The 24,339-nt window shown below is 63.6% G+C and carries 24 protein-coding genes; 12 read left to right on the top strand and 12 right to left on the bottom strand.

The genetic code is table 11. The features are described from left to right. From J3364_RS11990 to J3364_RS11975, 4 genes are all read left to right on the top strand, one after another. Positions 1-330, top strand: coding sequence for a DUF3301 domain-containing protein (locus tag J3364_RS11990; RefSeq protein WP_123636360.1), 330 nt, complete (start codon positions 1-3; stop codon positions 328-330). A 172-nt stretch (positions 331-502) separates the two neighbouring features. Then, the gene (locus J3364_RS11985) at positions 503-1,429 is read left to right on the top strand and encodes an esterase/lipase family protein (protein WP_349558565.1); all 927 of its coding nucleotides are present in this window, start codon (positions 503-505) and stop codon (positions 1,427-1,429) included. A 56-nt stretch (positions 1,430-1,485) separates the two neighbouring features. After that, on the top strand, positions 1,486-2,595 hold the full coding sequence (locus J3364_RS11980) for a lipase secretion chaperone (RefSeq protein WP_349558564.1): 1,110 nt from the start codon (positions 1,486-1,488) through the stop codon (positions 2,593-2,595). A 69-nt stretch (positions 2,596-2,664) separates the two neighbouring features. Further along, positions 2,665-4,425, top strand: a complete 1,761-nt coding sequence (locus tag J3364_RS11975; protein ID WP_349558563.1) for a hybrid sensor histidine kinase/response regulator — start codon at positions 2,665-2,667, stop codon at positions 4,423-4,425. On the opposite strand, the gene J3364_RS11970 is transcribed toward J3364_RS11975, so the two are convergent. Continuing rightward, on the bottom strand, positions 4,381-5,073 hold the full coding sequence (locus J3364_RS11970) for a response regulator (protein ID WP_349558562.1): 693 nt from the start codon (positions 5,071-5,073) through the stop codon (positions 4,381-4,383). The two genes, J3364_RS11975 and J3364_RS11970, sit on opposite strands and share 45 nt — an antisense overlap. Before the next feature lie 244 nt (positions 5,074-5,317). Here J3364_RS11970 and J3364_RS11965 point away from each other — a divergent pair, with 244 nt between their 5' ends. The 3 genes from J3364_RS11965 (at position 5,318) to J3364_RS11955 (ending at position 9,350) form a co-directional block, all read left to right on the top strand. Then, the gene (locus J3364_RS11965; RefSeq protein WP_349558561.1) at positions 5,318-6,988 is read left to right on the top strand and encodes an acetolactate synthase large subunit; all 1,671 of its coding nucleotides are present in this window, start codon (positions 5,318-5,320) and stop codon (positions 6,986-6,988) included. 159 nt (positions 6,989-7,147) lie between these two features. Next, positions 7,148-8,443: a pyridoxal phosphate-dependent aminotransferase gene (locus tag J3364_RS11960; protein WP_123636354.1), complete on the top strand. Its 1,296-nt coding sequence runs from the start codon at positions 7,148-7,150 to the stop codon at positions 8,441-8,443. A gap of 106 nt (positions 8,444-8,549) precedes the next feature. Then, positions 8,550-9,350 (top strand): inositol monophosphatase family protein, encoded by an 801-nt coding sequence (locus J3364_RS11955; RefSeq protein ID WP_349558560.1) that lies wholly within the window; start codon positions 8,550-8,552, stop codon positions 9,348-9,350. On the opposite strand, the gene J3364_RS11950 is transcribed toward J3364_RS11955, so the two are convergent. From J3364_RS11950 to J3364_RS11905, 10 genes are all read right to left on the bottom strand, one after another. Continuing rightward, a complete protein-coding gene (locus tag J3364_RS11950) occupies positions 9,333-10,187 on the bottom strand; it encodes a substrate-binding periplasmic protein (protein WP_349558559.1) in 855 nt (284 codons plus the stop codon). The two genes, J3364_RS11955 and J3364_RS11950, sit on opposite strands and share 18 nt — an antisense overlap. Positions 10,188-10,439: 252 nt before the next feature. Then, positions 10,440-11,036, bottom strand: a complete 597-nt coding sequence (gene slmA, locus J3364_RS11945) for a nucleoid occlusion factor SlmA (protein ID WP_123636351.1) — start codon at positions 11,034-11,036, stop codon at positions 10,440-10,442. Positions 11,037-11,202: 166 nt separating this feature from the next. Continuing rightward, entirely contained in the window at positions 11,203-11,997 is a 795-nt protein-coding gene (locus tag J3364_RS11940) for a thiazole synthase (protein ID WP_349558558.1), read from the bottom strand. Positions 11,998-12,126: 129 nt separating this feature from the next. Then, on the bottom strand, positions 12,127-12,336 hold the full coding sequence (gene thiS, locus J3364_RS11935; protein WP_502882507.1) for a sulfur carrier protein ThiS: 210 nt from the start codon (positions 12,334-12,336) through the stop codon (positions 12,127-12,129). Further along, a complete protein-coding gene (locus J3364_RS11930) occupies positions 12,305-12,715 on the bottom strand; it encodes a DUF423 domain-containing protein (protein ID WP_349558594.1) in 411 nt (136 codons plus the stop codon). Before J3364_RS11930 ends, thiS begins: the two co-directional genes overlap by 32 nt. 7 nt (positions 12,716-12,722) lie before the next feature. Next, positions 12,723-13,523: a symmetrical bis(5'-nucleosyl)-tetraphosphatase gene (locus J3364_RS11925; protein WP_349558556.1), complete on the bottom strand. Its 801-nt coding sequence runs from the start codon at positions 13,521-13,523 to the stop codon at positions 12,723-12,725. Between the two features lie 54 nt (positions 13,524-13,577). After that, on the bottom strand, positions 13,578-14,366 hold the full coding sequence (gene rsmA, locus J3364_RS11920) for a 16S rRNA (adenine(1518)-N(6)/adenine(1519)-N(6))-dimethyltransferase RsmA (protein WP_123636347.1): 789 nt from the start codon (positions 14,364-14,366) through the stop codon (positions 13,578-13,580). Continuing rightward, positions 14,359-15,360 carry a 4-hydroxythreonine-4-phosphate dehydrogenase PdxA gene (gene pdxA, locus J3364_RS11915; RefSeq protein ID WP_349558555.1) on the bottom strand — a complete coding sequence of 334 codons (1,002 nt, stop codon included), beginning with the start codon at positions 15,358-15,360 and terminating at the stop codon, positions 14,359-14,361. The genes rsmA and pdxA overlap by 8 nt, the downstream gene beginning before the upstream one ends. Beyond that, positions 15,357-16,733, bottom strand: a complete 1,377-nt coding sequence (locus J3364_RS11910; RefSeq protein ID WP_349558554.1) for a peptidylprolyl isomerase — start codon at positions 16,731-16,733, stop codon at positions 15,357-15,359. The genes pdxA and J3364_RS11910 overlap by 4 nt, the downstream gene beginning before the upstream one ends. A 56-nt stretch (positions 16,734-16,789) precedes the next feature. Next, positions 16,790-19,168, bottom strand: coding sequence for an LPS-assembly protein LptD (locus J3364_RS11905; protein ID WP_502882506.1), 2,379 nt, complete (start codon positions 19,166-19,168; stop codon positions 16,790-16,792). A gap of 196 nt (positions 19,169-19,364) precedes the next feature. Here J3364_RS11905 and J3364_RS11900 point away from each other — a divergent pair, with 196 nt between their 5' ends. The 3 genes from J3364_RS11900 to J3364_RS11890 are packed head-to-tail and all read left to right on the top strand — an operon-like array spanning position 19,365 to position 21,825. Beyond that, positions 19,365-20,381: an aminoglycoside phosphotransferase family protein gene (locus J3364_RS11900; RefSeq protein WP_349558553.1), complete on the top strand. Its 1,017-nt coding sequence runs from the start codon at positions 19,365-19,367 to the stop codon at positions 20,379-20,381. 2 nt (positions 20,382-20,383) lie between these two features. Beyond that, the gene (murU, locus tag J3364_RS11895; protein ID WP_349558552.1) at positions 20,384-21,070 is read left to right on the top strand and encodes an N-acetylmuramate alpha-1-phosphate uridylyltransferase MurU; all 687 of its coding nucleotides are present in this window, start codon (positions 20,384-20,386) and stop codon (positions 21,068-21,070) included. Next, positions 21,067-21,825 carry a DnaJ domain-containing protein gene (locus J3364_RS11890; protein WP_349558551.1) on the top strand — a complete coding sequence of 253 codons (759 nt, stop codon included), beginning with the start codon at positions 21,067-21,069 and terminating at the stop codon, positions 21,823-21,825. Before murU ends, J3364_RS11890 begins: the two co-directional genes overlap by 4 nt. Before the next feature lie 5 nt (positions 21,826-21,830). Here the strand turns inward: J3364_RS11890 and J3364_RS11885 are convergent, their stop codons facing one another. Further along, positions 21,831-22,874 (bottom strand): DUF3530 family protein, encoded by a 1,044-nt coding sequence (locus J3364_RS11885; protein ID WP_349558550.1) that lies wholly within the window; start codon positions 22,872-22,874, stop codon positions 21,831-21,833. Between the two features lie 86 nt (positions 22,875-22,960). Here J3364_RS11885 and rpe point away from each other — a divergent pair, with 86 nt between their 5' ends. Both rpe and J3364_RS11875 read left to right on the top strand, forming a co-directional pair. Then, the gene (gene rpe, locus J3364_RS11880; protein WP_349558549.1) at positions 22,961-23,638 is read left to right on the top strand and encodes a ribulose-phosphate 3-epimerase; all 678 of its coding nucleotides are present in this window, start codon (positions 22,961-22,963) and stop codon (positions 23,636-23,638) included. Beyond that, the gene (locus J3364_RS11875) at positions 23,635-24,318 is read left to right on the top strand and encodes a phosphoglycolate phosphatase (RefSeq protein ID WP_349558548.1); all 684 of its coding nucleotides are present in this window, start codon (positions 23,635-23,637) and stop codon (positions 24,316-24,318) included. The genes rpe and J3364_RS11875 overlap by 4 nt, the downstream gene beginning before the upstream one ends. Positions 24,319-24,339 lie beyond the last annotated feature (21 nt).

Below are 24,339 nucleotides of genomic sequence, written 5' to 3'. Positions count from 1 at the left end.
ATGGAACTGGGCGAACTGTTCTGGCTGTTCCTGTTCGGCTTTGTCGCCTGGTACTGGTGGCGTGCCAAGGCCATCAAGGACCAGGTGCTGCTGGCCGCCCGCCAGTACTGCAAGACCATGGACGTGGCGCTGCTGGACGATGCGGTCTACCTGCGCGGTCTCTGGTTCAAGCGGGATCCGGAAGGCCGCATTCGCGTCTGGCGGCGCTTCCTGTTCGAATTCACCGCCACCGGCGAGGAACGCTACACCGGCCGGGCGATCCTGCTGGGCAGCCGGATCGAGCACATGCAGCTGGACCCTCACCGCATGCCACCCGGCGACCTGCATTGACCTGTCGCCTTTAAACCTCCCCCAAATGGGCGATACAGACCCCGTCCCCGATTCCCAATAATGGTCGCGCATCGATGACAGGACGCGGCGCCTTTTTGCCGCAACCACCACTCCCAGGAGCGTTCGGAGAAGGCATTCCCGCGCTTCGCAACAAAAACAATCGGAGTCAACCATGCGTAAACTCATCATTCCGTTGGTGGCGCTTTGCTGTGCCGCCGTATCCACTCCCACCTTTGCCTGGTGGGGCTACACCAAGACCAAGTACCCCATCGTGCTCGTCCACGGCGTGACCGGTTTCAGCACCATCGGCGGCCTGGTCAACTACTTCCACGATATTCCCTGGAACCTGGAGCGGGACGGCGCCAAGGTCTATACCGCCAGCGTGTCCTTCGTGAACTCCAGCGAACAGCGGGGTCAGCAGTTGGCCAATTACATCAACACGCTGGGCGAGGCCAAGTTCAACCTGATGGCCCACTCCCAGGGCGCACCGACCTCGCGGGTGACGGCTTCGCTGATCCCCAACCGGATTGCCTCCATCACCTCGATCGACGGGGTCAACAAGGGCTCCAAGGTGGCGGACGTGATTCGCGGCATCCTGCCGCCGGGCAGCGCGGTTGAAGGCGGCGTGAACGCCATTGCCAACGCCCTGGGCGATCTGGTCAATGCCCTGTCGGATTCCGATAATCCGCAGGATGGCCTGGCCGCTCTGGAAACCCTGACCACGCCGGGCACCACCGCGTTGAACAATGCACTGGGCTGGAAAGGCGTGAACCCGAACGGCTGCACCGGCACCAACGAGGACGTCTACATCAGCGGCCACAAGATCAAGTTCTTCTCCTGGACCGGCGATGCCGTCTTCACCAACTGGTCGGATGTGTCTGATCCGTTCCTGGGCATCACCTCCGCCGCCTTCGGCAGTGAGCCCAACGACGGGCTGGTCGGCGTCTGCGCCACCATGATGGGCAATGTGATCGGCACTAGCTACGACATGAACCACGTGGACGCCATCAACCACCTGTTCGGCGCCCGCTCTGTCTGGACCGATCCGGTCGCCCTCTACCGCAGTCAGGCCAACCGTCTCAAGAACCGCGGCCTGTAATCCCGACCGGGGCGTCCGAGCGGCGCCCCGCCTCCCCTGCCATACCGGAGAGCCCCATGCGTTCCTTGAGTCCGTCCACCCGAATCTGGCTGTCACTGGGTCTGGCCGGCGCCGTAGCCGCCTCGGTGTTCTGGCTGGCGCCCACACCCGAGTCTTCCCCGACGCCAATCGCGAACACAGACCGTCCGGCAACGGCGACGCCGGCCAAGCCGCCTCAGCCGGTCAAAGAGCCCGGGGCGGCCAACACCACAACCGACGCCGACACAGCGGACACCGAGGTGATCGCCAGCACACCACGGACGTGGGACGACGCGCCCCTGGCGCCATCCCTGGCGGGCACCGAGATCGACGGCAGCCTGCGCGCGGATGCGTCCGGGCACCTGATTGTCGACCTGCAAACCAAGGATTTCTTCGATTACATGCTCAGCGCCGTGGGTCAGGTGTCGCCGGAAGAGGCCCTGGACGCCATTACCGATATGGCACGCAGCAACCTGCCTCCGGAGGCGGCGCAGGAGGCGATTAACCTGCTGGGCCGCTACATCGACTATAAGCGCCAGGCCCTCGCCCTGTCGCAAACGCCGCTGGATCCGGCCCGCGCCAGCGACCCGGCCTACCAGCTGGACCAGCTGCGCAAGGCCCTGGCCGATCTCAAGGCTCTGCGGCGTAACGTGCTCTCCCCCGAGACCGCCGACGCGTTCTACGGTCTGGAAGAAGCCTACGGCGAGTACACCCTGGCCAGCCTGGAAATCCAGCAGCGGGACGACCTGAGCCCCCAGGCCCAGCAAACCCTGATTGAATGGCAGCGCCAGCAACTCCCGGCGCAACTCCGGCACACGGAAAACCAGCTGGTGGCCGATACCCAACAGAGCCTGAATCGCCAGGAAGCGCTTAACAAAGCCAACTCGCCAGCCGAGGCCGCCGAACAGTTGCGGAGCCTGGGCATGGCCTCGGAACAGGCGCAGCAGGTGGAAACCTATCTGCAGGAGCGGGACCGGTTTGATAGCCAGTACGCGGCCTACCAGAAAGAGCGGGCGCAGTTGGAAGACGCCGGTCTGGCTCCGGCCGATAAGACCAAACGGGAAGACGCCCTGCTGGCCGATTATTTCGATGACGAGCGCACGCGCACCTGGGCGCGGCTGCGCCAGCTCGATACGGCCTCACCCTGACGCACGGTTTGGCGGAAGTGTGCACCAGGCCCGGCAGCCCGGGCTGAATCGGCATAGACTGGCTCACCCATGCAGTCAGGACAGAACGCCGTGCAGGCCAGCGAATTTGAAGCCCAGCGCCGGGCCGGTCACCGGCGCCTGCGGTTCACGCCCAACCTGGAAAAACTCTACCGCGACCAACGCCAGCATGCCCTGCCGGAACGGGCGCGGCCGGTGGCCATCAGCGCCGTTGCCCTGTTCCTGATCTACGCCGCCCTGGATCCCTTCCTGCTGCCGAGCGAGCTGGCGCACCAGACCGTTGCCGTGCGCCTGCTGCTGTCGTGTCCGGTCATCCTGCTGATCTGGGGTCTGAGTTACGCGCCGGTCAGCGCCAAGCGCTTCGCCCGTTGGTACGCCGGCGCCTACGTCTGGGGCGGGCTGAACGTGGTGCTGATCATTGCCCTGGCCCGCCGCCAGGCGTTCCCCATGCCCTACGACGGCATCCTGCTGATGCTGATGTTCGGCTATTTCGTCATGGGGCTGCCGTTTCGTACCGCGTCCGTGGGATCGGCGCTGATCATCGGCAGCTACATCGGCGTGGAAGCGGCGTTTGACACGCCCATGCCGGACATCCTGATGAACGGCTTTTTCCTGCTCACAGCCAACCTGATCGGCATGGTCGGTGCCTGGCTGAGCGAGCACCGCCAGCGCGCCCACTTCCTGGATCGCCACCTGCTGGAACTGTCCCGGGAACAGGCGGAAGCGGACAGTGCGGCCAAGACGCACCTGATCAGCGTGGCCAGCCACGACCTGCGCCAGCCCCTGAATGTCATCAACCTCTTGCTGGATAACCTCAGTGCGACCGACTTATCGGCAGACCAACGGCCACTGGCGCGACAGCTCAGCCAGTCGGTCACGCACTTCAATGGCCTGCTGGGTTCGTTGCTGGACATCTCCCGCATCCAGGAGAACATGATCCGGCCGGTGATGGCGCCCGTCCCGGTGGCCACGGTGATGCAGCAGGCTCGGGACGCGTTGGACGCCGAAGCGGTGGAACAGGGCGTCAGCCTGGTGGTCGAGCACTGCAACCCGGCCCTGGCGGTCGAGGCCGATCCTCACCTGCTGCATCGGGTGCTGCAGAACCTGATCGGCAACGCCCTGCAGCACAGCGGCGCAGAAACCATCACCCTCGGCGTCGATGCCGGCGACCGTCAGCACCGCCTCTGGGTCCGCGACGATGGCCGCGGCATGCCCGAGCGCGAGCAGACACGGATATTCGAAACCTTCTACCGCCGTGACACCGACAACCAGGCGCAACCGGGGCTGGGCCTGGGGCTGGCGATCACCCGGGAACTGACCGCCATGATGCGCGGCGAACACGGCGTGGTGTCCTGCGAAGGACTGGGCAGCACGTTCTGGGTCACCCTGCCGGCGGCGCAGGCCATTACCACCCAGCCCGCCGCGGCGATGCCCATCGAGCTGCCGGCGGGCGATCGCATCCTGCTGGTGGAAGACGATGACACCGCCCGCGAGGCGCTGCAGCAGATCCTGGAACGCTGGGGATTTGCCGTGCTCAGCGTCGCCACCGGCGCCCTCGCCCGACACCTGGCGCGGCAACAGGCCTTCGGCCTGGCCATCATCGACCTGCACCTGCCGGACATAGCCGGCGACGAGCTCTTCCGGGAACTGTTGGCTGCCAACGCGGTTGGTGGCGGCATCCTGATTACAGCCGACACGGGCCGCAAGCAGGCCTACGATCCGGAACAGCGACTGTGGCTGATGCACAAACCCATCGTACCGGCCCGTCTACGGGCTGCGCTGATCCGCATCCAGCACACCGAGGCGGTCTGATATCAGCCCCAGGGAGCGGGCCAGCGCCACACACTCGGTCCGGTTGTGGACATCGAGCTGCTGGAAGACGGCTTTCACGTGGGTCTTGACCGTGTGTTCGGTGAGATCCAGCACCTGGCAGATCCGCTTGTTGGGCAGGCCCTCGGCCAGCAGCGTCAGGACCTGCTGCTGGCGCGGCGTCAGCCCCGACGGAGACGCCGCTGGGGGCAGGCCCGCAGGAAACGCCGTCTCGCCGCGCGCGACCGCCCGGATCACCCGCACCAGTTGTCGCCGGCCGGCGGACTTGGGCAGGAAGCCCTGCACACCGGCCGCCTGTACCGCACGCACCGTGCCCTCGTCCTCGGCACTGGAAATCACAATGACCGGCGTCGGCAGACCCGCGGACGCCAGGAACGGCATCAGCGCCAGCCCGCCCTCCCGCGGCAGACGCAGATCCAGCAGGATCAGGTCGATGCCCGGTGCGGCCGACAATTGTTGCTGGGCTTCGCTCAGGTTGCGGGCGTGATCGATGCGACCGGCCAGTCCTTCGCGCAGCAGCAGGTCGCCCAGGCCATTGGAGAACAGGGGATGGTCGTCCACGATCAGGATATGACCGACCGTGGGTTCGATGGACTGACGAATGCCAGTGTCGTCGCTGATCTGTGTCATGATGCTCGAGCAGGCCATTGTTATTGTTAGGGAGCCACATCATTGTGGATCACTGAGATGATCCTTCACTCTCCGGCCAAGCTACTATACGCGGCGACGCCCATTCGCGATGTGCGCCCGGTCGAAAATGTGAACCGCGTCAGGGACCGGTTAACAGGCTCTTAACCGACCATCCCTTGCCCTGGCGGCGCGCCATGGCTCATAGTTGGACAGCCTCCAAGACCCAGCGACACAGGAAGACAGCATGACTGAGCATGCCCCCATCAAGGGTTCCGATCTTTTCGTCCGCGCCCTGGAAAAAGAAGGCGTCGAATACATCTTCGGCGTTCCCGGCGAGGAAAACCTCGACCTGCTGGAATCGATCCGCACCTCCAGCATCCAGTTGATCCTCACACGACACGAGCAGGCTGCCGGCTTCATGGCCGCCACCTATGGCCGGCTCACGGGTAAGGTCGGGGTCAGCCTGTCGACGTTGGGTCCGGGGGCCACCAACCTGGTCACCGCGGCGGCCTATGCCCAACTGGGCGCCATGCCGATGCTGATGATTTCCGGTCAGAAGCCGATCAAGTCGTCCAAGCAGGGCCTGTTCCAGATCCTCGACATCGTTGACCTGATGCGCCCGCTGACCAAGTACACCCGCCAGATCAGCAACGCCAACACCATTCCGGCCAAGCTGCGCGAAGCCGTGCGGCTGGCCACCGAAGAACGCCCGGGGGCCGTGCATCTGGAGCTGCCGGAAGACATCGCCTCGGAAATGGCCGATGCCGACACCCACATCTTCACCCCCAGTGACGCACGCCGGCCCACCGCCAGCGAGAAGAGCCTGCAGCAGGCCTGCGACCTGATCCGCGAGGCGAAACACCCGCTGATCATGATCGGCGCCGGCGCCAACCGGAAACGGATCTCCAAGGCACTGATCAACCTCGTGGAATCCACGGGCATCCCCTTTTTCACCACCCAGATGGGCAAGGGTGTGGTGGATGAACGCCACCCCCGTTACCTGGGCAATGCCGCGTTGTCGGACGGCGACTTCGTGCATTGCGCCATCGATCACGCGGACCTGGTGGTGAACGTCGGCCACGATGTGGTGGAGAAGCCCCCGTTCTTCATGCACCCAGGCGGCAAGAAGGTGATCCATGTGAACTTCAGCCCGGCGGACGTGGACCCGGTCTATTTCCCGCAGCACGAAGTGGTGGGCGATATCGCCAACAGCGTCGACTGGCTGGCTGAGAATTGCGGTCGCTGCGAACACCACGATTTCGAGGAATTCATGCGGGTGAAGGAATCGGTGGAGAAGCACCTGCGGGAGCGAACCGACAGCGACAGCTTCCCGGTCCTGCCCCAGCGGATTGTCGCGGATGTGCGCAGCGTGATGCCTGAGGACGGCATCATTGCTCTGGACAACGGCATGTACAAGATCTGGTTCGCCCGTAACTACAAGGCCTACGACAACAACACGGTGTTGCTGGACAACGCGCTCGCCTCCATGGGCGCCGGCCTGCCCAGCGCCATGGCGGCGGCCATGCTCTATCCCGACCAGAAGATCATGGCGATCTGCGGCGACGGCGGCTTCATGATGAACAGCCAGGAGCTGGAAACCGCGGTGCGGCTCAAGCTCAACCTGGTGATCCTAATCGTCAACGACAGCGCCTACGGGATGATCAAGTGGAAGCAGGGACAGGACGGCTTCGCGAACTTCGGACTGGATTACGGCAACCCGGATTTCGTGCGCTACGCCGAGTCCTACGGCGCCACCGGCCATCGTGTCCAGAGCGCGGCTGAACTGGCGCCCACCCTGACCAAAGCCCTTGAAGCCGGCGGCATTCACCTGGTGGACGTGCCGGTGGATTACCGGGAAAACACCCGGGTTTTCGACGAGGAGCTGAAGCAGTTGACCTGCCACAACGGCAACTGAGACGGATTGCAGTCCAGACTTCGGCAATCACCTACTCGGGAGCGACTTAATCCCGGAGGGCGATTTCCTATACTGGGGTTGGGAACCGCCGAACAGGCACGACACGAGGTGCCTGTTCGGAGATTCCACCGGAATCACTCCCCAACATAGACCGGAGCCATGGACATACAAACCGACCACCGTTATGCCATCAACCTGAACGTACGCGGCATCCAGCCGTCCGCCACCCTGCGCATCAACGAGCTGAGCAACCAGCTCCGCCAGGAAGGGCGCGACATCATCAAACTCGGCCTGGGTCAGTCCCCCTTCCCCGTTCCCGAGCGGGTCACCGAAGCCCTGCGCGAGCACGCCTTCGAGAAGGACTACCTGCCGGTGAAAGGGCTCAAGGCCCTGCGTCAGTCCATCTCCGGCTACATCAACCGCAGCCAGAACATGCGATCGACCTGGGAAGACGTCCTGATCGGCCCGGGCTCCAAGGAACTGCTGTTCATCCTGCAACTGGCCTACTACGGTGACCTGCTAATCCCGCGCCCCAGCTGGGTGTCCTATGCACCGCAGGCCCGCATCATCGGTCGCTCGGTCCACTGGCTGCCGACCCATGCGGAGAACAACTGGCAGCTGACCGCCGAGGAACTGGACATCATCTGCCGCGACGACCCGACCCGGCCGCGGATCCTGATCCTCAACTACCCGTCCAACCCGACCGGCTGTACCTACACCGACGATCAGCTGCTGGCCATTGCCAACGTGGCCCGCAAGTACAACCTGATCCTGCTGTCGGATGAGATCTACGGCGAGGTGCACTTCGAAGGACAACACAAGTCCATCGCCCGCTACTACCCGGAAGGCACCATCATCAGCACCGGCCTGAGCAAGTGGGCGGGCGCGGGCGGCTGGCGTGTGGGGTGCTTTATCTTCCCGGAAGAACTGCGCCCGCTGCAGGACGCCATGGCGATCATCGCCAGCGAGACTTACACGGCCACCAGCGCGCCCATCCAGCACGCGGCAGTCACCGCCTTCGATGGCGGCGAGGACATCGACCTCTACCTGCACAATTCCCGGCGCGTACTCAAGGTGATTGGCGAGTACCTGCACCGCCGGCTGGAGGCCATGAGCATCTGGTGCCAGCGGCCCCAGGGCGGGTTTTACCTGTTCCCGGACTTCGTGGACTACCAGGAGGCGCTGGCCCGCCACGACATCAAGACCAGCCCGGCCCTGTGTACAGCCATTCTGGAAGACACCGGCATCGCCATCCTGCCCGCCAGCGACTTCGGCTTCGTACCGGACAAGCTCAGTGCGCGCCTGGCCTTTGTCGACTTCGACGGCGGCGAAGCTCTGGCCCTGGCCGCCAGCGACTACGCCGACACGCCCCTGGACGACGCCTTCGTCGATCAGGCCTGCCCGCGCCTGAAGCTGGCCATGGACAAGCTGGAGAAATGGCTGGAGGCCCTCTGACTCAGCGCCGGGCCCGGGGAAACTCGGGTCCGGTTCCGCATTGTCTCCTTCCCGACAAACAGGCATCCTGAGGCTTCCCATCCGCCGCTATGCAAAAGGACAGCCCGTGTCCCTGACTGAAATTGCCGATTTTGCCGAACAGATTGCCCGTGAAGCGGGCGAATTGATCGTCCGTGAACGTGAGGAAAACCGCCTTCGGACCGATTACAAGGCACAAACCGAACTGGTCACCCACGCCGACGTGATGGCGGATGAGCTGATTGCAAAGGCCATCCGCACGCGTTTCCCCGACCATCGCATCCTGTCCGAGGAAGCGTCCCCGGATAAGAGCCAGGCGGAGAACCTGGACACGCCGCTGTGGATTGTCGATCCCATCGACGGCACGGTGAACTACGCCTATGGCCATCCCCAGGTGGCCGTGTCCATTGCCTTTGCCGATCGGGGGGCGGTGCAGGTGGGTCTGGTCCACGCGCCGTTTGCCGGCGAGACCTTCCGGGCTGTACTGGGTCAGGGGGCCACACTGAACGGCGAGGCCATCCACAACAGCGAGGCCGACACCCCGCGCGAGGCCCTGTTCGCCACCGGCTTCCCTTATGGCAAGGACGAACTGGCGCCGCTGATCCGGCGGCTGGACGTGATGCTCCATCACTGCCGCGACCTGCGACGCATTGGCTCGGCGGCGCTGGATATCTGCTGGGTGGCTGCAGGGCGCCTGGACGCCTATTACGAGACCGTCAGCCCTTGGGATTTTGCGGCGGCGCGGGTGATTGCGCTGGAGGCCGGAGCCCGTTGCGGGCATTTCTCGCCGGTGCCGGCGGGTTACCCCGAGGATCTCTGGCCAAAGGATCTGTTGATCTGCGCGCCAGCCCTGTTCGACCGGCTGCAGGATTTACTCGGCAACGCCTGACGCCTCGTCGTCATGAACGGCGGCCGAGTGAGCCCGGTGCACGGCCCGCTGGTCCTCATAGATGGGTTCCAGCAGCTTATCGAGCTCGCCACTCTCGCGCATCGCCTGGAGCTGGGTGTTGAACTGCGCCATCAGCTCGTCGCCCCGGCCGGTCTTGCGGCTGAACAGCAGGTGCAACGACTTGCGATGCAACGGGTGCGGGTCGTGCGTGATCGATCCCCATTGGTCCTTGGGCAGGACGGCACGGATCATGCCGTAACCGACCGCCCGGTCCTGCGGATAGAGATCAATCCGGCCATGGGCGAGCAGCCGCACATTACCGGCGTCCTCGGCAATCCGTTTGACGGTAATCTCACCCGCCTTCTCGGCCCGCTCGAACGGCTGGCCATAGAAGTATCCCAGGGTGGCGCCAATGGTGTAGCCCTGCAGGTCCGCCACGCTGTCCCAGTCGAAATGGTCCCCGCGCCGGTAGAAAAACACTTGTTCGCCATCGACGATGGGCAGACTGCAGAGGTACTTGCGGGCCCGCGCGTCGGAACAGTAATAGGGCATCATCGCGTCCTGTTCGCCGGTGGCGACGAACTGGGCGTTGCGGGTCCAGGGATAGACGTTGAATTCGACGTCATAGCCGGCCCGGGCGAAGGCCAGCTTGATGATGTGGCCCATGGGACCAAAATCCGGCAGCGACGTGTCGACGTAGGGTTGCCAGTCACCGGTCGCGATCTCGACAACGGGATGCTCCGCAGGATCAGTGTCCGCGAAGCTTTGGGATAGGGGGAAGAGCACGGCGGCCAGAAACGCCAGCCCGCCGGAACACACCAATCTGTAATGAGACATCCTGATTCATCGCCTGGTTCAGACCATCACGCGATTTCACCGGTACCGGTCCCGCCGGTAACTGCTTCCGGGTCCTCAGGGCTGGCTGCCTCGTTCTCACGGCAACCGTCCCTCCACCACGCCTGGAAGTCGGGGCGTTTCCCGCCCCAATCTTGTTATTATGAAACCGCTATCTTACGGAGTGTAATGCGATTCTTGGCCAATGCCTGAGAGGCAGCGCAAAACACGGGCAAAGCGTAGCGGTTGAAGACCCTATTCTGCTGTGCGCCAGATCCCTAACGCAAGCGCTTCCCAGAATTCGTCGAAATGCGCATCCGGACGATGCTGGAAGGAGGATCGGGTAAAACGCTGGATACGGCCCTCGATCAACGTCGTGTACCATTCCGCCGTGCGCGCGGAGCTGGTGGCCGGGCGCAGGCCCTGGCGGATTTCCCCTTCCTTGATGACCTGCCGGGCCTGGGTTTCCAGGCGTTCGAAGAACTGGGACACCCGATGCCGCAGGCCGGGATCCTCGCCCACCAGGGCATCGCCGGTCAGCACCCGGCACAGCCCGGGGTTGCGCTGGGCGAACACCAGTACCAGTTGGGCCAGCTTGCGCAGCCGGCTGCGGGCGTCCTCTTCCTCCCGCAGGATGAGCTGGCAGCGGGTAAACACCGTTTCCTCCACAAACTCGATCAGGCCTTCGAACATTTTCCGCTTGCTGGGAAAGTGCCGGTACAGGGCGGCTTCGGTCACGCCCACGGAACGCGCCAGCGCCGCCGTGGTTATCCGTGCATCGGGGTCAGTCTCCAGCATTTCTGCCAGAGTCTGCAGGATCCGCTCGCGGCGGCTCGGTGTTTTGTCAGTCATTCGGTAATTCCAGCTCCGAAAGATGGTTTCTCCGGACCGGCTCACCGTATGCCAGCCTGCCCGGGTCTTTCCGGGGACCAGCGCTGCCCCCACGTGACCGCCTTATCGCGGTTCTGTTTTCTTTGACCGGGAGCCTTTATCGCTCCTCTTTTCCGGTCGGTGTGTCCTAGAAAAACGTTCCGTCGATGGGCGACGAGGCACTGGCATAGGCACGCCGAGGCATGCGACCCGCCAGCCAGGCTTCGCGACCGGACTCGATCGCCAGTTTCATGGCCCGGGCCATGCGAATCGGGTCACCGGCCTGGGCGATGGCGGTGTTCATCAACACGCCGTCACAGCCCAGCTCCATCGCAATGGTCGCGTCGGACGCGGTGCCCACGCCGGCATCCACCAGGATCGGCACGTCGGCGTTCTCGACGATCATGCGGATGTTGTATCGGTTCTGGATGCCCAGCCCGGAGCCGATCGGCGCGCCCAGCGGCATGACCGCAACGCAGCCCATCTCTTCCAGGCGTTTGGCCAGCAACGGATCGTCGCTGGTGTACACCATGACCTCAAACCCGTCGTTGATCAGGGTTTCGGCCGCCTCCAGCGTCGCCGGCATGTTGGGGTACAGGGTTTTCTCTTCCCCGAGCACTTCCAGTTTTACCAGATTGTGACCGTCCAGCAGTTCACGGGCCAGACGGCAGGTGCGCACCGCATCCTTGGCGGTGAAGCAGCCGGCGGTATTGGGCAGGATGGTGTAGCGATCCGGCGAGATCACATCCAACAGGTTGGGCTCGTCCGGGTTCTGGCCGATGTTGGTCCGGCGTACGGCCACGGTGACGATCTCCGCACCGCTGGCCTCGATGGCCCGGCCGGTTTCTTCCAGATCCTGGTATTTGCCGGTCCCCACCAGCAAGCGGGACTGATAGGTGCGCCCGGCGACAATCAATGGTTTGTCCTGTTTTGGCTCGGTCATAACGTAGTCCTGACGGCAGCGGGACGACGCCCCGCTGGAATGGGTCAAACAATAAAAGGATTGGATAAACAGCGCGTGAAACCCGGTGCGCGATACGCCGCGGCCCCGTCCGGAACGGCGGTCACGAAATCAGCCGCCGCCGATGGCGTGAACCACCTCGACCCGGTCACCGGCCTGCAGCCGATGTTCGCTGTGGCGACTGCGCGGCACGATGTCTTCGTTGACTTCCACCGCCAGGCGCCGTCCACCCAGCCCCAGTTGTTCGATCAGGGTGGCGACGGTTGCGGTGTCCGTCAGTTCGCGGGATTCACCGTTCAGTTGAATCAACACGATCTTCATTCTCCGGATGACGTTTGACGGCTGCGATCACAAGACAGATCCAGCCGATCATGAAACACAGCCCTCCCATGGGCGTGACAGGCCCCAGTGCCTTCAGTTCCAGCAGCACCAGGCCGTACAGACTGCCGCTGAACAGCAGGATGCCGGCGATGAAGAAGCCGGCGGCTGCCTTCAGCCAACGGCGCGCCAGCCCCAGCCCACTCAGGACGGCAATCGCCAGAAGCGCCAGGGCATGATACATCTGATAGGTCACGCCGGTCTGGAAGACTTCCAGGCCTCGCGGGGAAACCATCTGGCGCAGACCATGAGCCCCGAAGGCCCCGGCCATGACGCCGGTCAGCGCAAACAGGGCCCCGACCAGCAGGATCCAGCGGGTCACGCCGCGCTCAGCAGTCACAGTGCACGCGCTCCCCGCTGTCCAGATCCATCAGGGTCAGCTTGCCGCCCCAGACGCAGCCGGTGTCCAGCGCGATGTAACGATCGATCCCGGTGCGGCCTTCCAGCGACGCCCAATGGCCAAAGATGACCCGGGTCTGATCCTGACGGGGAAACTGGAACCAGGGCGCAAAACCTTCGGGAGCATTGGTGGCGGAATCCTTGGTAATCAGGTCCAGCTGGCCATCTTCGGCAATAAAACGCATGCGGGTGAAATAGTTGGTGATCACCCGCCAGCGGTCCATGCCGGTCAGCCCCAGTTGCCAACCTGCCGGCTCGTTGCCATACATCTCGCGAAAATAGCCTTCGGCGTCGCCGCTCTGCAATACGGCTTCCAGCTCCCGGCTGTAATCCAGGGCATCATTCACCGACCAGATGTGCGGCAGGCCGGCATGGCTCATGAACAGGTCCCTGGCCGCATCATAAATCGCCAGGTTCTGGCGGCGTAGCCAGCCAATCAGGTAATTGACGTCCTCGGCATCGAGGATTTCCTGCAGCGTGTCCTTGCGCTTGATGGCGTGGCCGCCCAGGGCTACCGCCAGAAGGTGCAGATCGTGATTGCCCAGCACCACCCGGGCCGAGCTGCCCAGGCTTTCGATGAAACGCAGGGTCGCCAGCGATGACGGCCCGCGGTTAATCAGGTCTCCCGCCACCCACAGGCTATCCTGTGAGGGCGAGAAATCGACAATGTCGAGGACATCCTGCAGGCGGTCGTAACAACCCTGGATGTCACCTACGGCGTAATCGGTCATGGGACTCGAAATCCATTCATTACGGTGCGTTGCCTGAGCGGAACGGCGGCGCCTTTAACCCGCGAGAAAATCGGCGATACGGACGTATTCCTGCAGGGTCAGGTTCTCCGGACGCAGACCATCGTCGATATCCAATGCGCGCAAGTCATCCGCGCTGACGAGGCTGCCCAGCGCCTTACGCAGGGTTTTGCGCCGCGCATTGAAAGCGGTTCGCACCACAGACTGTAGCAGGTTCAGGTCCTTTGCCGGAAACGGCAGCGTCTTATGAGGTACCAGACGAACGATGGCCGAATCCACCTTCGGCGCCGGTCGGAAGGCGCCCGGACCGACTTCGAAAAGCGGCTGCACCTGACAGAAATACTGGGCCATGATGCCCAGCCGGCCATAGTGCTTGTCGCCGGCCGTGGCCGCCAGACGCTGCACCACTTCCTTCTGCAGCATGAAGTGCATGTCCTGCACCACACCGGCCTGCTCCAGCAAGTGGAAGATCAGCGGCGTGGAAATATTGTAGGGCAGGTTACCGACAATCCGCAGGGGCTTGTCCTGCGCCAGTTCGGCAAAATCGAAGCGCAGCGCGTCCGCTTCGTGGATGCGGAAGTCGGGGTAGTTGAAGAACTTGGTCCGCAGCACCGGGATCAGGTCGCGATCCAGTTCCACCACCTGCAGCGCCGGATTCACGGCCAGCAACTCTTCGGTCAGAGCGCCCAGGCCCGGGCCGATTTCCACCAGCACGTCGTCCGGTTGCGGGTGGATTGCCCGCACGATGCGTTCGATCACGCCCGGGTCGTGCAGGAAGTTCTGGCCAAAGCGTTTACGGGCCTGATGGCCGGCGGATTTAGACATGAGCGGCATCCCGGCGACAACGCGCCATCTTGATTGCAGTGGTTATAGCGGTGTGCAGACTGCCGGCATCCGCCGTACCTTTGCCGGCGAGATCCAGGGCGGTGCCGTGATCGACGGACGTGCGCACGATAGGCAGCCCCAGGGTCACGTTCACGGCATTGCCGAAGCCCTTGAACTTGAGCACCGGCAGGCCCTGATCGTGGTACATGGCCAGCACGGCATCGGCGTCATCCAGCCAGTGCGGCGTGAACAGGGTGTCGGCCGGCAGCGGGCCGATCAGGTGAAGGCCTTCACCGCGCAACTGATCCAGCGTCGGCTCGATGACCTCGATTTCCTCCCGGCCCAGATGGCCGCCCTCACCCGCGTGGGGATTCAATCCGGACACCAGGATGCGGGGCTCGACCACCCCAAAGAAGGTTTTCAGGTCGTTATGGAGAATGCGCGTCACCTGGGTCAGGCGTTCCGGCGTGATTGCCGCGGAGACGTCTTTCAGGGGTAAGTGGGTGGTTACCAGTGCGACCCGCAGACCGTCGGTCGCGAGCATCATCACCACTCGCTCAACGCCGCAGAGGTCCTGCAAGAATTCCGTATGGCCGCTGAACGCAATGCCGGCGTCATTAATCACGCCCTTGTGGACGGGCGCGGTGACCATGCCGTCGAAAGTACCATCAAGACAACCGCGGGCCGCGGTTTCCAGGGTCGCCAGGACGTAGCGGCTGTTGGCCGCTTCCAGTTGGCCGGCTTCGCGGGTCTGCAAGCCCGGGACGGTGAGGACGGACAACCGGCCCGCGGCCGTTTCCGCCACATCGCCCGGCTGCCAGTCCCGAAGTACCACATCCAGACCCAGTGTGGCTGCCCGGGACTCGAGCAGCTCGCGATCGGCCACCACGACGATCCCCGCCTCCCGCGTTTCCTGCGCCAGTTGCAGACAGAGGTCGGGACCGATGCCCGCCGGTTCACCGGCGGTCAGGGCCAGGGTCAGCGGCTGGGTCATGATGCGTCGGCGCTCTCCTGCGGGTTGCCGGGCTTGTCACCGCCTTTTCCCTTGGCCTGTGCGTTGTCGTCGTCCTGGCCTTTGATATCCACATACGCTTCTTCGCGGATCTCACGCAGCCAGTTCTGCAATTCGACTTCGTACTTGCGGCGGTAAAGCACCTGGCGGGCTTCGTTTTCTTTCAGCTTGTCGCCGATGTCCTTCTGGCGACGATCCTGAACCTGCAGGATATGCCAGCCGAAGCGGGACCGGAAAGGCCCTTTCAGTTCACCGACTTTCGCCTCTTTCATGGCCTGCTCGAACGCCGGCACCATCTCGCCCGGGCTGACCCAGCCCAGGTTGCCGCCGTCGGAGCCGGAGACGCTGTCGTCGGAGTATTCCTTGGCCAGGGCGGCAAAGTCGGCGCCGTTCTTGAGCTTGTCGTAGATCTCGTTGATCAGGCTCTGGGCCTGGGCATCAGTGCGCGCGTCGCTCGGACGGATCAGGATATGACGGACCTTGGACTGCTCCACCAGCTTGCCGTTGTCGCCGCCCCGCTTGTCCAGCACCGTCACGATGTGAAAGCCGCTGCCGCTGCGCAGCACCTGGGACGGCTGGCCTACCTCAAGGTCGGGGACCACATCGACCACCAGGGACGGCAACTGGTTTTCGGTACGCCAGCCCAGCACACCGCCGTCCAGCGCGTTGGAGCCATCGGACTCGGCCACGGCCACCTGTTTGAAGTCGGTACCGTTGGCGATTTCCTGACGCAGTTTCTCGGCCTTGGCCTGGGCGGCGTCTACTTCTTCGGTATCGTTGAAGTCGTCGACGGCCACCAGGATGTTGCCCAGCAGGTATTCCTCACCGCTCTTTTCGCGGCCGGCCTGGGCCTGGAGAAAGTTATCCACTTCCCGCTTGGTGACCCGCACCCGGCTGTCGACCCGGCGCTGCTGCACCCGGCTGATCAGCATTTCGCGGCGGATCTGCTCGCGGGCCTCACGGTAGGTGAGCCCTTCGCTGGCCAGGGCGTCCTCGAACTGTTCGAGCGTGTAGCCGTTGCGTTTGGCGATGCTCTGCATGGTGTCGTTCAGCTCGTTGTCGCTGATCCGCATCCCCATCTTGTCCGCCATCTGCAGCTGGATGGAATCCTGGATCAGCTGATCCAGCACTCGCTTCTCCAGCACGCTCTGCGGCGGCAGGCTGGTGCCCTGGGCGTTGAGCCGGGCCTTGACCGTGCGCACCCGGCTGTCCAGCTCGGACTGCAGGATCACGCTGTCATCGACGATGGCAATAACGCTGTCCAGCGGTTTGCGTTCCGCCAGTGCATTCTGGGCGGTCACCGCCAGCATCAGCAGGACCATGACACGTGCGCACAGGCGCAGGGATGCCTTCATATTCACCTCAGTTTTCAAATGGCGAACCGGTCCATTCGGACCGGCTCAGACTGATCTCAATAGGTTGAACCGTTCTGACCGAAGATCCGCTTCTCGCGCTCGCTGAATCCGTAGATCGCGTCGGAGATACGGTCGCTGGACCCGCCACTGCCGCCCAGCCCTTTCAACTGGATCTGGAACAGGATGCGGTGGTCGAGTTCGCGGTCACTCGTCAGGTAGCTCTGGCTGACCAGTTGGAAGCTCCAGCAACAGGCGGTGTACTCGAAGCCGGCCAGGGAGCCGGCAGTGCGGTCCGATTCGGCGTCATAAAGCCAGCGGCCGATCAGACTGATGTTGTCTGTGACAGGAAAAACCGCGCCGATATCCATCTGTTCGAAATCATCGCGATCATAGGTATGCCCCAGGGTCGCCAGATAACGGTAGTCCGCCGAATGGTAAACCAGTTGGCTGCGGCCCTCCTCGGTGCGCCGCTCGCGGGGATCCCACAGGCCGGACACGCGCAGGTCGAGGTTTTCGGTCGGCCGCACCACGGCTTCACCCGCCAGGGGCGAATCGCTGCGGGTATCGGCGCCCTGCCCGTCCAGGCTCACCCGCCGGTCGTCGTAGTAATAGACCTGGCCGATGCTGAAGCGGGCACGCTCCAGACCGGTGTTCAGGTCATTGAACCGGGTTGTCACTGCCGCGGTCAGGCGGTTGTTGTCGGCGATCCGGTCGCCGCCGCTGAAACGGTTGGGCGAGAACAGCGAGTCGAAACTGAAATCCTTCAGGCCGGAATCGAAGTCCGGAATGTCGCTCTGGTCTTCGTACTTGGAGTAAACGTAGTACAGCCGCGGCTCGAGAGTCTGGTTGTAGGGAATGTCGAACAACGTGTCGCGGCGATCGAAATAAAGTCCGTTGTCCCACTCGTAGATGGGGATGGATCGGCTGATCTGGTTGTCGTCACGCAGGTCGTAGTCTTCCAACTGATACTCGGTGAAATCCAGCGTCACGGACGGTCGCGAGTAACCCCAGACTTCGCGGAAATCCAGAGCCAGTTCCGGCGCTACCCGCAGGCGATGCCCGTTGGTCTTGTCGATGCCGGTCAGGTTGTCGTTGTCCCGGTAGAAATAGGTGTACTGGGATTCCACCGCGGCCTGGGCCACGCCCCATTCGTAGTCCGCGCCGTATATGACTTCGGGCAACTGGGCATAGGGCTTCTGGGCGTCGCTGATGCTGTCCTTGATGGTCTGGTAGCCGTAGACATAGCTTTCGAAATACTGGTGCGGGCTGTTGTAGCGAACGCCGGCCCGCCGGGTCAGGTGCGTGGCTTCGTTGATGTCCAGCGAGCGGTTCAGGTCGCTCAGGTAGTCGTTGTCGGACACCACCGAGTAGTCCGCGTAGCCTCTCCAGCCGGAGCCGAAGTTGGCTCGGCTGGTGAAATCCAGGCCCCAGCGCTCGCCGCTTTCTCCCGGGTTTTCATCCTTGAAGTACTGGTCGTTGTTGATATAGCCGAGCTGCAGGACCGATTCGCCATACTGGCTGAGATAACGTCCTTCGGCTTCGGTAAACAGCCCGCGGCCGTTGATGTATTGCGGCGTCAGCGTGGCGTCGTAGTTGGGCGCCAGGTTCAGGTAATACGGCACCGACAGGAACATGCCGCTGCCGGTGTTGGACGTGCCGAAGGTCGGGTACAGGAAACCGGTCTTGCGGCGATCGTCGATCGGGAAGGTGATGTAGGGCCAGTAGAAGACGGGAATGTCCTCCACTTCCAGTCGCACGTGGGTCGCGGTGCCGAAGCCTTCGGCTCGGTCCAGCTCGATGTCCGAGGCCACGATCGCCCAGGCGTTGCTCTCCGGCGAACAGGTGGTCAGCCGGCCGTCCTGGATGTCGACGATGTTTTCCGAAGGCCGCGACAGGAAGCCTGCGCTGCCGCGCATTTCCGCCTGGTGAATCAGGAAGGTCGCGGAGTTGACCTGCAGTTCACCGCTGTTGGCATCGTAGCGGGCATTATCACCGGTCAGCAGGAAGCCCTGCCCGCGGCTTACCATCGGGCCGTTCAGCCTCATCTCGCCGGTGGTCTGGTTGTATTGCGCGCGGCTGCCGCTGGCCGAGAAGGTGCCCTGGCGCAGCTTGACGTCGCCCTCCAGGGTCATCTGGGAGTCCATTTCGTAGCGGGCGTTGAGGCCGCTGGCTTCGATGGGCAGGTCGGTGTTGCTGGTACCGGCACCGAATAACGGCGAGCTGCCGTCGCCAAAGTCCGGCTGCACGTAGGCGCCGCTGCAGGACGGCGGCAGGGTGGCCTGTCGGGACTCGGGCAGTTCGCTGCGGGGGCGCCAGTCAATTTCGGCGGCGCTCTGGGCGGATGCCTGGGCGGATGTCAGCAAGGCGGCGATGCCAATCCACAGCGGGCCACTGCTATTGCGTAGGTGCGATTTGGAAGAACGGTGCAATGGCACGATAATCGGATCCCGTACTGTCTTGAAGGCCGCCGGTAGTTTACACGCCCGGGCCACCCTTGTTAACGACGCAAGCGGCAACGGGCCGGCAATCGGGGGTACGGCCCTTTTGCCGCCAACCCGGCCTTCTGATATTTTCCGGGAATTGAGTCCATCGCCCTGTGACGGGCCTTTCCCAATCGACAAGACGACTTTCATGGACAGCAGACTCACCGCTTTGACCGACTGGGTGCGCCAACAGCCCGGCTTCAGCCAGGCCCACCCTGAGACCGTTTCCGGCGACGCCAGTTTCCGTCGTTATTTCCGGGTGACCGGCCAGCCCGACGCCGACGCAGCGCGACCGTTTATTGTCATGGATGCGCCACCGGGCAAGGAAGACGTGGCCCCCTTCGTGGCCATCGCCCGCCAGTGGCATGCCGAAGGCATCCATGTGCCGGCCATTCATGCCGAGGACCGGGAGCAGGGCTTCCTGCTGCTGGAGGACTTCGGCGACGAGCTGCTGCTGGACCACCTGAACGACGACAATGTGGATCACCTCTACGGACTGGCCCTGAATGCCCTGAGTCACATCCAGGCCACCGCCGACCCGGTGGACTACACGCTGCCACCCTACGACGCCGCCCTGCTCGACCGGGAAATGGCGCTTTTCCGCGACTGGCTACTGGTTCAACACCTGGGATTGGAGCTGACCGACCAGGAACACTGTCTGCTGGAGACCACCTTCGCGCTCCTGAAAGAAGCCGCCCTGGCGCAGCCGGAAGTGCCGGTGCACCGCGACTACCATTCCCGCAACCTGCTGGTGCTGGGTGACAACGCGGACCTGGGCATCATCGATTTTCAGGACGCGGTTCGCGGCCCGGTGACCTATGACCTAGTGTCGCTGGTCAAGGACTGCTACATCCACTGGCCGGAAGAGAACATCGCCCGCTGGATTGAGGATTTCCGGTTGATGACCCGCGATGCCGGACTGCACCAGGCCGATCGGGAGACCTTCCGCCAGTGGGTGGAGCTGATGGGGATGCAGCGTCATCTGAAGGCGTCCGGCATTTTTGCCCGACTGGCCATCCGCGACGGCAAGCGACGCTATCTTGAGGATATTCCGCGAACCGTCAATTACCTGCTGGAAGCCAGCGACCGGCAGCCGGCCCTGCGCCATTTCCACGAGTGGTTGGCGAACCGGGTGATCCCGCTCCTCGAGAAGCAGGCGGCCTGACTGTGAAAGCCATGATACTCGCCGCCGGCAAGGGCGAGCGGATGCGACCGCTGACGCTGGAGACGCCCAAGCCCCTGCTACAGGCCGGCGGCAAGGCCCTGATCGAGCACCAGATCGAGAAACTGGCGAAGGCGGGCTATCACGACGTGGTCATCAATCCGTCCTGGCGGGGCGACAAACTGCAGGCGGCGCTCGGCGACGGCCAGCAATACGGTGTACACATTCACTACTCGCCGGAACCGGAGCCCCTGGAAACCGCCGGCGGCATCCGCCAGGCCTTGCCCCACCTCACCGGCGACAGCGACTGGTTTTTAGTGGTCAACGGCGACATCTGGTGCGACTTCGATCTCACCACCCTGCAACCGACGACCGGCGACCAGGCCGTGCTCGTATTGACCGACAACCCGCCCCAGCATCCCGATGGCGACTTTCACCTGTCAGCATCCGGGCGGGTCACCGACAATCATGATCCACGCCTCACCTTCAGCGGCATCAGCCTGCTCCACCGCAGCTTGTTCGAGACGCTGGAACCGGGCTATCGCAAGCTGGCCCCGCTGTTACGGGAGGCCATGGCGCAAGACCGGGTCGCGGGCGTCCATCACCGCGGCGACTGGCAGGACATCGGGACACCGGAACGGCTGGCGAGCCTGGACCGGCAACTGCGAGAGAGCGGAGATTCCACGTCGTGAGCGCCTCATCCGCCCCATCGGGCCTGTCCGGTCGCCTGGAACGAAGCTTCAACACGCTGTTCAGCGTCCTCAGCGCAAGCAATCATGAGGCGACCACGCTGTTGGAACGCACCTCCCTGCCCGGCTGGGCACGGAAGCACCTGTTTTTCTTCCTGGGATACGTGGCCAAAGCCGACGGCCGGGTGAGCGAACAGGACATCCGCTTTGCCGAAAGCCTGATGCGTGCCTTGAAGCTATCCCCCGGGCAGCGTCGACGTGCGATCCGGGAATTCCAGCGGGGCAAGGACGTGAGCGAACTGCCCCGCTCGCGAGGGTTGCGCATGCGCCTGCAGAACAGCCTCAACCCGGAACCGGCGCTGGTGGTCCTGTTCTGCCTGTGCCATGCGACCCAGCTTCAGGGCGCGCCCAGCAAGCAGCGGCGCTATCGCTGCGAGGACGCCGTCGATCGTACCGGCCTGGCGGTGGATGCCATGGACATCGTGCTGGACAGTTACGCCCGCCATAACCGTCGGGCGCGCCCCGAACTCCGGCCGGCGCCGTCTTCCTACGATGAGGCCTGCAAGCTGTTGGGCGTCCAGGCTCGAACCAGCCTGAAAGACATGAAGCGCGCCTACCGCCGGCTGGTTTCGGAATGCCACCCCGACAAACTGGGCACCGGCCTGAGCGACGCCGAGTACGCCCAGGCCAAGGAGCGCCTGCTGCGCTACCAGCAGGCTTGGGAAATCATCAAGAAGCGGGAGCGGGCTCGCGGTTGACCGCGTTATTCCGCATCCGGCTCAAGCGTCTGTTTCAGCCAACTGCTGACACGTCCGGCCACCAGACCGGCATCGTCCCGGCCCGGATGACGATCGATCGAGACCCGTTGCTGCTGATAACCCTGAAAGCCGCCCCGATGGATCACCGCTTTCTGGTCGTGCATGGGCTCGGTGTTCACGAGACTCGAGCGTAGGTCCAGCACACGCAGCTGGCCCGCATCCGCCTTAGCCACCGAGTCCAGATCCGACGACTGCAGCATGGGTGTCACCCAGGCCAGCATCTGCGGCTCGCCGCTACCGGCGCCAGCGCCGCGAAGGGCCTGACCGACCATTTCCCGTGCGCCTCGGCCCACACCCAACAGCACCACCCGCTCATACCCCATACTCCGCAGGTGGCTGACCGCCGCATTGATCTGGGCGCTGACTTTCTCCTGGTAGTCCTTGCGCATCTGATCGAGATCCGTGCTCGACAGCACATCGATGATCGAGCCCGAGCCGCCGGCGCCGGGTTTTGCCTTGTCTTCGGCCTTGTCCTGGGCATCGGCTGCGCCGCTGTCTGCAGGCTTATCCGGAGACGGCACAGCCTGACTCGCGAGGCCATTCTCATGGCGTGCCTGCACCAGTGGGTAAGGCGGCGCCACCAGCCCCAGGGTCATGGTGGCCCAACCGTCCTGGGCCAGGGGATCCCGCAGGGCGCCGGCGAGAGCGGCATCGGCACTCTGCCCTTCATCCGCCAGGATCAGGATGGCGCCCATCGCCGGTGTTTGCTGTTCCTGCTCCAGAAGCCCGACCACCCGGCCATTGGCTCCGGCATCCAGCCAGACGGTTTTCTCAGGGCGCATATCGGCGAGGGCCTGATAGTCCTGCCCGGTGGAGATGAAGGGACGCTCCTTGGAGGGTTGGGGCTCGGCTGCTTTTGCGGCCGTGCCATCCGCCGGCGTGTCTGTTGCCTTGGTGGAACCGCCCGAGTCCTGAGCCAGGGCCAGGCCGGCTGCCGCCCATAACAGAACCAGACTGATCCAGCGCGCTCTGCTGATACTCCTAAGCACAATCACCCCTCTAATAGTTCGGTTCAAGCTGATAGACTACCAGTCCCTTTTCGCTCGCATTAAAGAATCCCGAGAGAGATCAACTCATGTTGCCCGATCTGATCGCCCCTTCGATCCTGTCAGCCGATTTTGCCCGACTGGGCGAGGAAGTCGATAACGTCCTGGCCGCCGGCGCCGACATTGTCCACTTCGACGTCATGGACAACCATTATGTTCCCAACCTGACCATCGGTCCCATGGTCTGCGAGGCGTTGCGCAAGCACGGCGTTACCGCACCGATCGACGCCCATCTGATGGTCAAGCCGGTGGACGACCTGATCCGCATGTTCATCGACGCCGGCGCCACCTACATCACGTTCCACCCGGAAGCGTCCGAGCACATCGATCGCTCCCTGCAACTGATCAAGGACGGCGGCTGCCAGGCGGGCCTGGTGTTCAATCCGGCCACGCCCCTGCACTACCTCGATCACGTGATGGATCGCATCGACATGATCCTGCTGATGTCGGTCAACCCCGGCTTTGGCGGCCAGAAGTTCATCCCGCGCACCCTCGACAAGCTGCGCGAGGCCCGCAAACGGATCGATGCCAGCGGCAAGGCCGTTCGCCTGGAGATCGATGGTGGCGTGAAGGTGGACAACATCCGCGAAATCGCCGCAGCCGGTGCCGACACGTTCGTGGCCGGCTCCGCGATCTTCAACACCGAAGACTACAAGACCACCATCGACGCCATGCGCGAGCAGATCAACCTGGCGCGCTCGGTATGAAGCCGCTTTTCAACGGTCAGTGGCCGGAGACCATCCTGTTCGACCTGGACGGCACGCTGGTCGACAGCGCGCCGGATCTGGCGGCGGCGATCGATGCCATGCTGGAAGGCCTGGGTCGCCCGCCCGCAGGTGCGGACAAGGTCCGCCAGTGGGTGGGTAATGGCGCGGGGATTCTGGTTCGCCGCGCCCTGGCCGACCGGTTTGATCACGAAAACGGCCCGGCCCTGAGCGACACCGACTTTCACGATGCCCAGACGCTCTTTTTCAAGGCCTACGCCGATCTCAACGGCGGACTGTCGCGCGTCTATGACGGCGTCGAGCCCTTCCTGAAAGCCGCAAAGGCGGCCGGCGCCCGACTGGCGGTGGTGACCAACAAGCCGACGGCCTTCACCGGTCCGCTGCTGGAGAAGATGAACCTGGCGCACTGGTTCGACGTGTCCATCAGTGGCGACACACTGCCGGTAAAGAAACCCGATCCGGCCCAGCTTCATCACGCCATCGAACAATTGGACGGCGATGCCGGCCGCACCCTGATGGTGGGCGACTCCATCAACGACATCGAAGCCGCCCAGCGCGCCGGCGTTCCGGTGGTCGCCGTGCGCTATGGATACAACTACGGAGGCCGCATCGACGAGATGGGCGCCGATATTGTGGTTGATTCGCTGGTGGAGCTTTTGTAACCTCATCGCAGATTGAACGTT

This window comes from Marinobacter sp. NFXS9 (genome assembly GCF_040148665.1).
In the GTDB taxonomy this organism is placed as follows: Bacteria; Pseudomonadota; Gammaproteobacteria; order Pseudomonadales; family Oleiphilaceae; genus Marinobacter_A; species Marinobacter_A mangrovi.
This window is presented reverse-complemented; position numbering and strand designations above follow the sequence as displayed.

What these genes read in the sequence shown, in the direction of transcription:
- J3364_RS11990 (WP_123636360.1), top strand. Translation starts at nt 1, where the DNA reads ATGGAACTGGGCGAACTGTTCTGGCTGTTCCTGTTCGGCTTTGTCGCC.
- J3364_RS11985 (WP_349558565.1), top strand. Translation starts at nt 503, where the DNA reads ATGCGTAAACTCATCATTCCGTTGGTGGCGCTTTGCTGTGCCGCCGTA.
- J3364_RS11980 (WP_349558564.1), top strand. Translation starts at nt 1,486, where the DNA reads ATGCGTTCCTTGAGTCCGTCCACCCGAATCTGGCTGTCACTGGGTCTG.
- J3364_RS11975 (WP_349558563.1), top strand. Translation starts at nt 2,665, where the DNA reads ATGCAGTCAGGACAGAACGCCGTGCAGGCCAGCGAATTTGAAGCCCAG.
- J3364_RS11970 (WP_349558562.1), bottom strand. Translation starts at nt 5,073, where the DNA reads ATGACACAGATCAGCGACGACACTGGCATTCGTCAGTCCATCGAACCC.
- J3364_RS11965 (WP_349558561.1), top strand. Translation starts at nt 5,318, where the DNA reads ATGACTGAGCATGCCCCCATCAAGGGTTCCGATCTTTTCGTCCGCGCC.
- J3364_RS11960 (WP_123636354.1), top strand. Translation starts at nt 7,148, where the DNA reads ATGGACATACAAACCGACCACCGTTATGCCATCAACCTGAACGTACGC.
- J3364_RS11950 (WP_349558559.1), bottom strand. Translation starts at nt 10,187, where the DNA reads ATGTCTCATTACAGATTGGTGTGTTCCGGCGGGCTGGCGTTTCTGGCC.
- slmA (WP_123636351.1), bottom strand. Translation starts at nt 11,036, where the DNA reads ATGACTGACAAAACACCGAGCCGCCGCGAGCGGATCCTGCAGACTCTG.
- J3364_RS11940 (WP_349558558.1), bottom strand. Translation starts at nt 11,997, where the DNA reads ATGACCGAGCCAAAACAGGACAAACCATTGATTGTCGCCGGGCGCACC.
- thiS (WP_502882507.1), bottom strand. Translation starts at nt 12,336, where the DNA reads ATGAAGATCGTGTTGATTCAACTGAACGGTGAATCCCGCGAACTGACG.
- J3364_RS11925 (WP_349558556.1), bottom strand. Translation starts at nt 13,523, where the DNA reads ATGACCGATTACGCCGTAGGTGACATCCAGGGTTGTTACGACCGCCTG.
- rsmA (WP_123636347.1), bottom strand. Translation starts at nt 14,366, where the DNA reads ATGTCTAAATCCGCCGGCCATCAGGCCCGTAAACGCTTTGGCCAGAAC.
- pdxA (WP_349558555.1), bottom strand. Translation starts at nt 15,360, where the DNA reads ATGACCCAGCCGCTGACCCTGGCCCTGACCGCCGGTGAACCGGCGGGC.
- J3364_RS11910 (WP_349558554.1), bottom strand. Translation starts at nt 16,733, where the DNA reads ATGAAGGCATCCCTGCGCCTGTGCGCACGTGTCATGGTCCTGCTGATG.
- J3364_RS11900 (WP_349558553.1), top strand. Translation starts at nt 19,365, where the DNA reads ATGGACAGCAGACTCACCGCTTTGACCGACTGGGTGCGCCAACAGCCC.
- rpe (WP_349558549.1), top strand. Translation starts at nt 22,961, where the DNA reads ATGTTGCCCGATCTGATCGCCCCTTCGATCCTGTCAGCCGATTTTGCC.
- J3364_RS11875 (WP_349558548.1), top strand. Translation starts at nt 23,635, where the DNA reads ATGAAGCCGCTTTTCAACGGTCAGTGGCCGGAGACCATCCTGTTCGAC.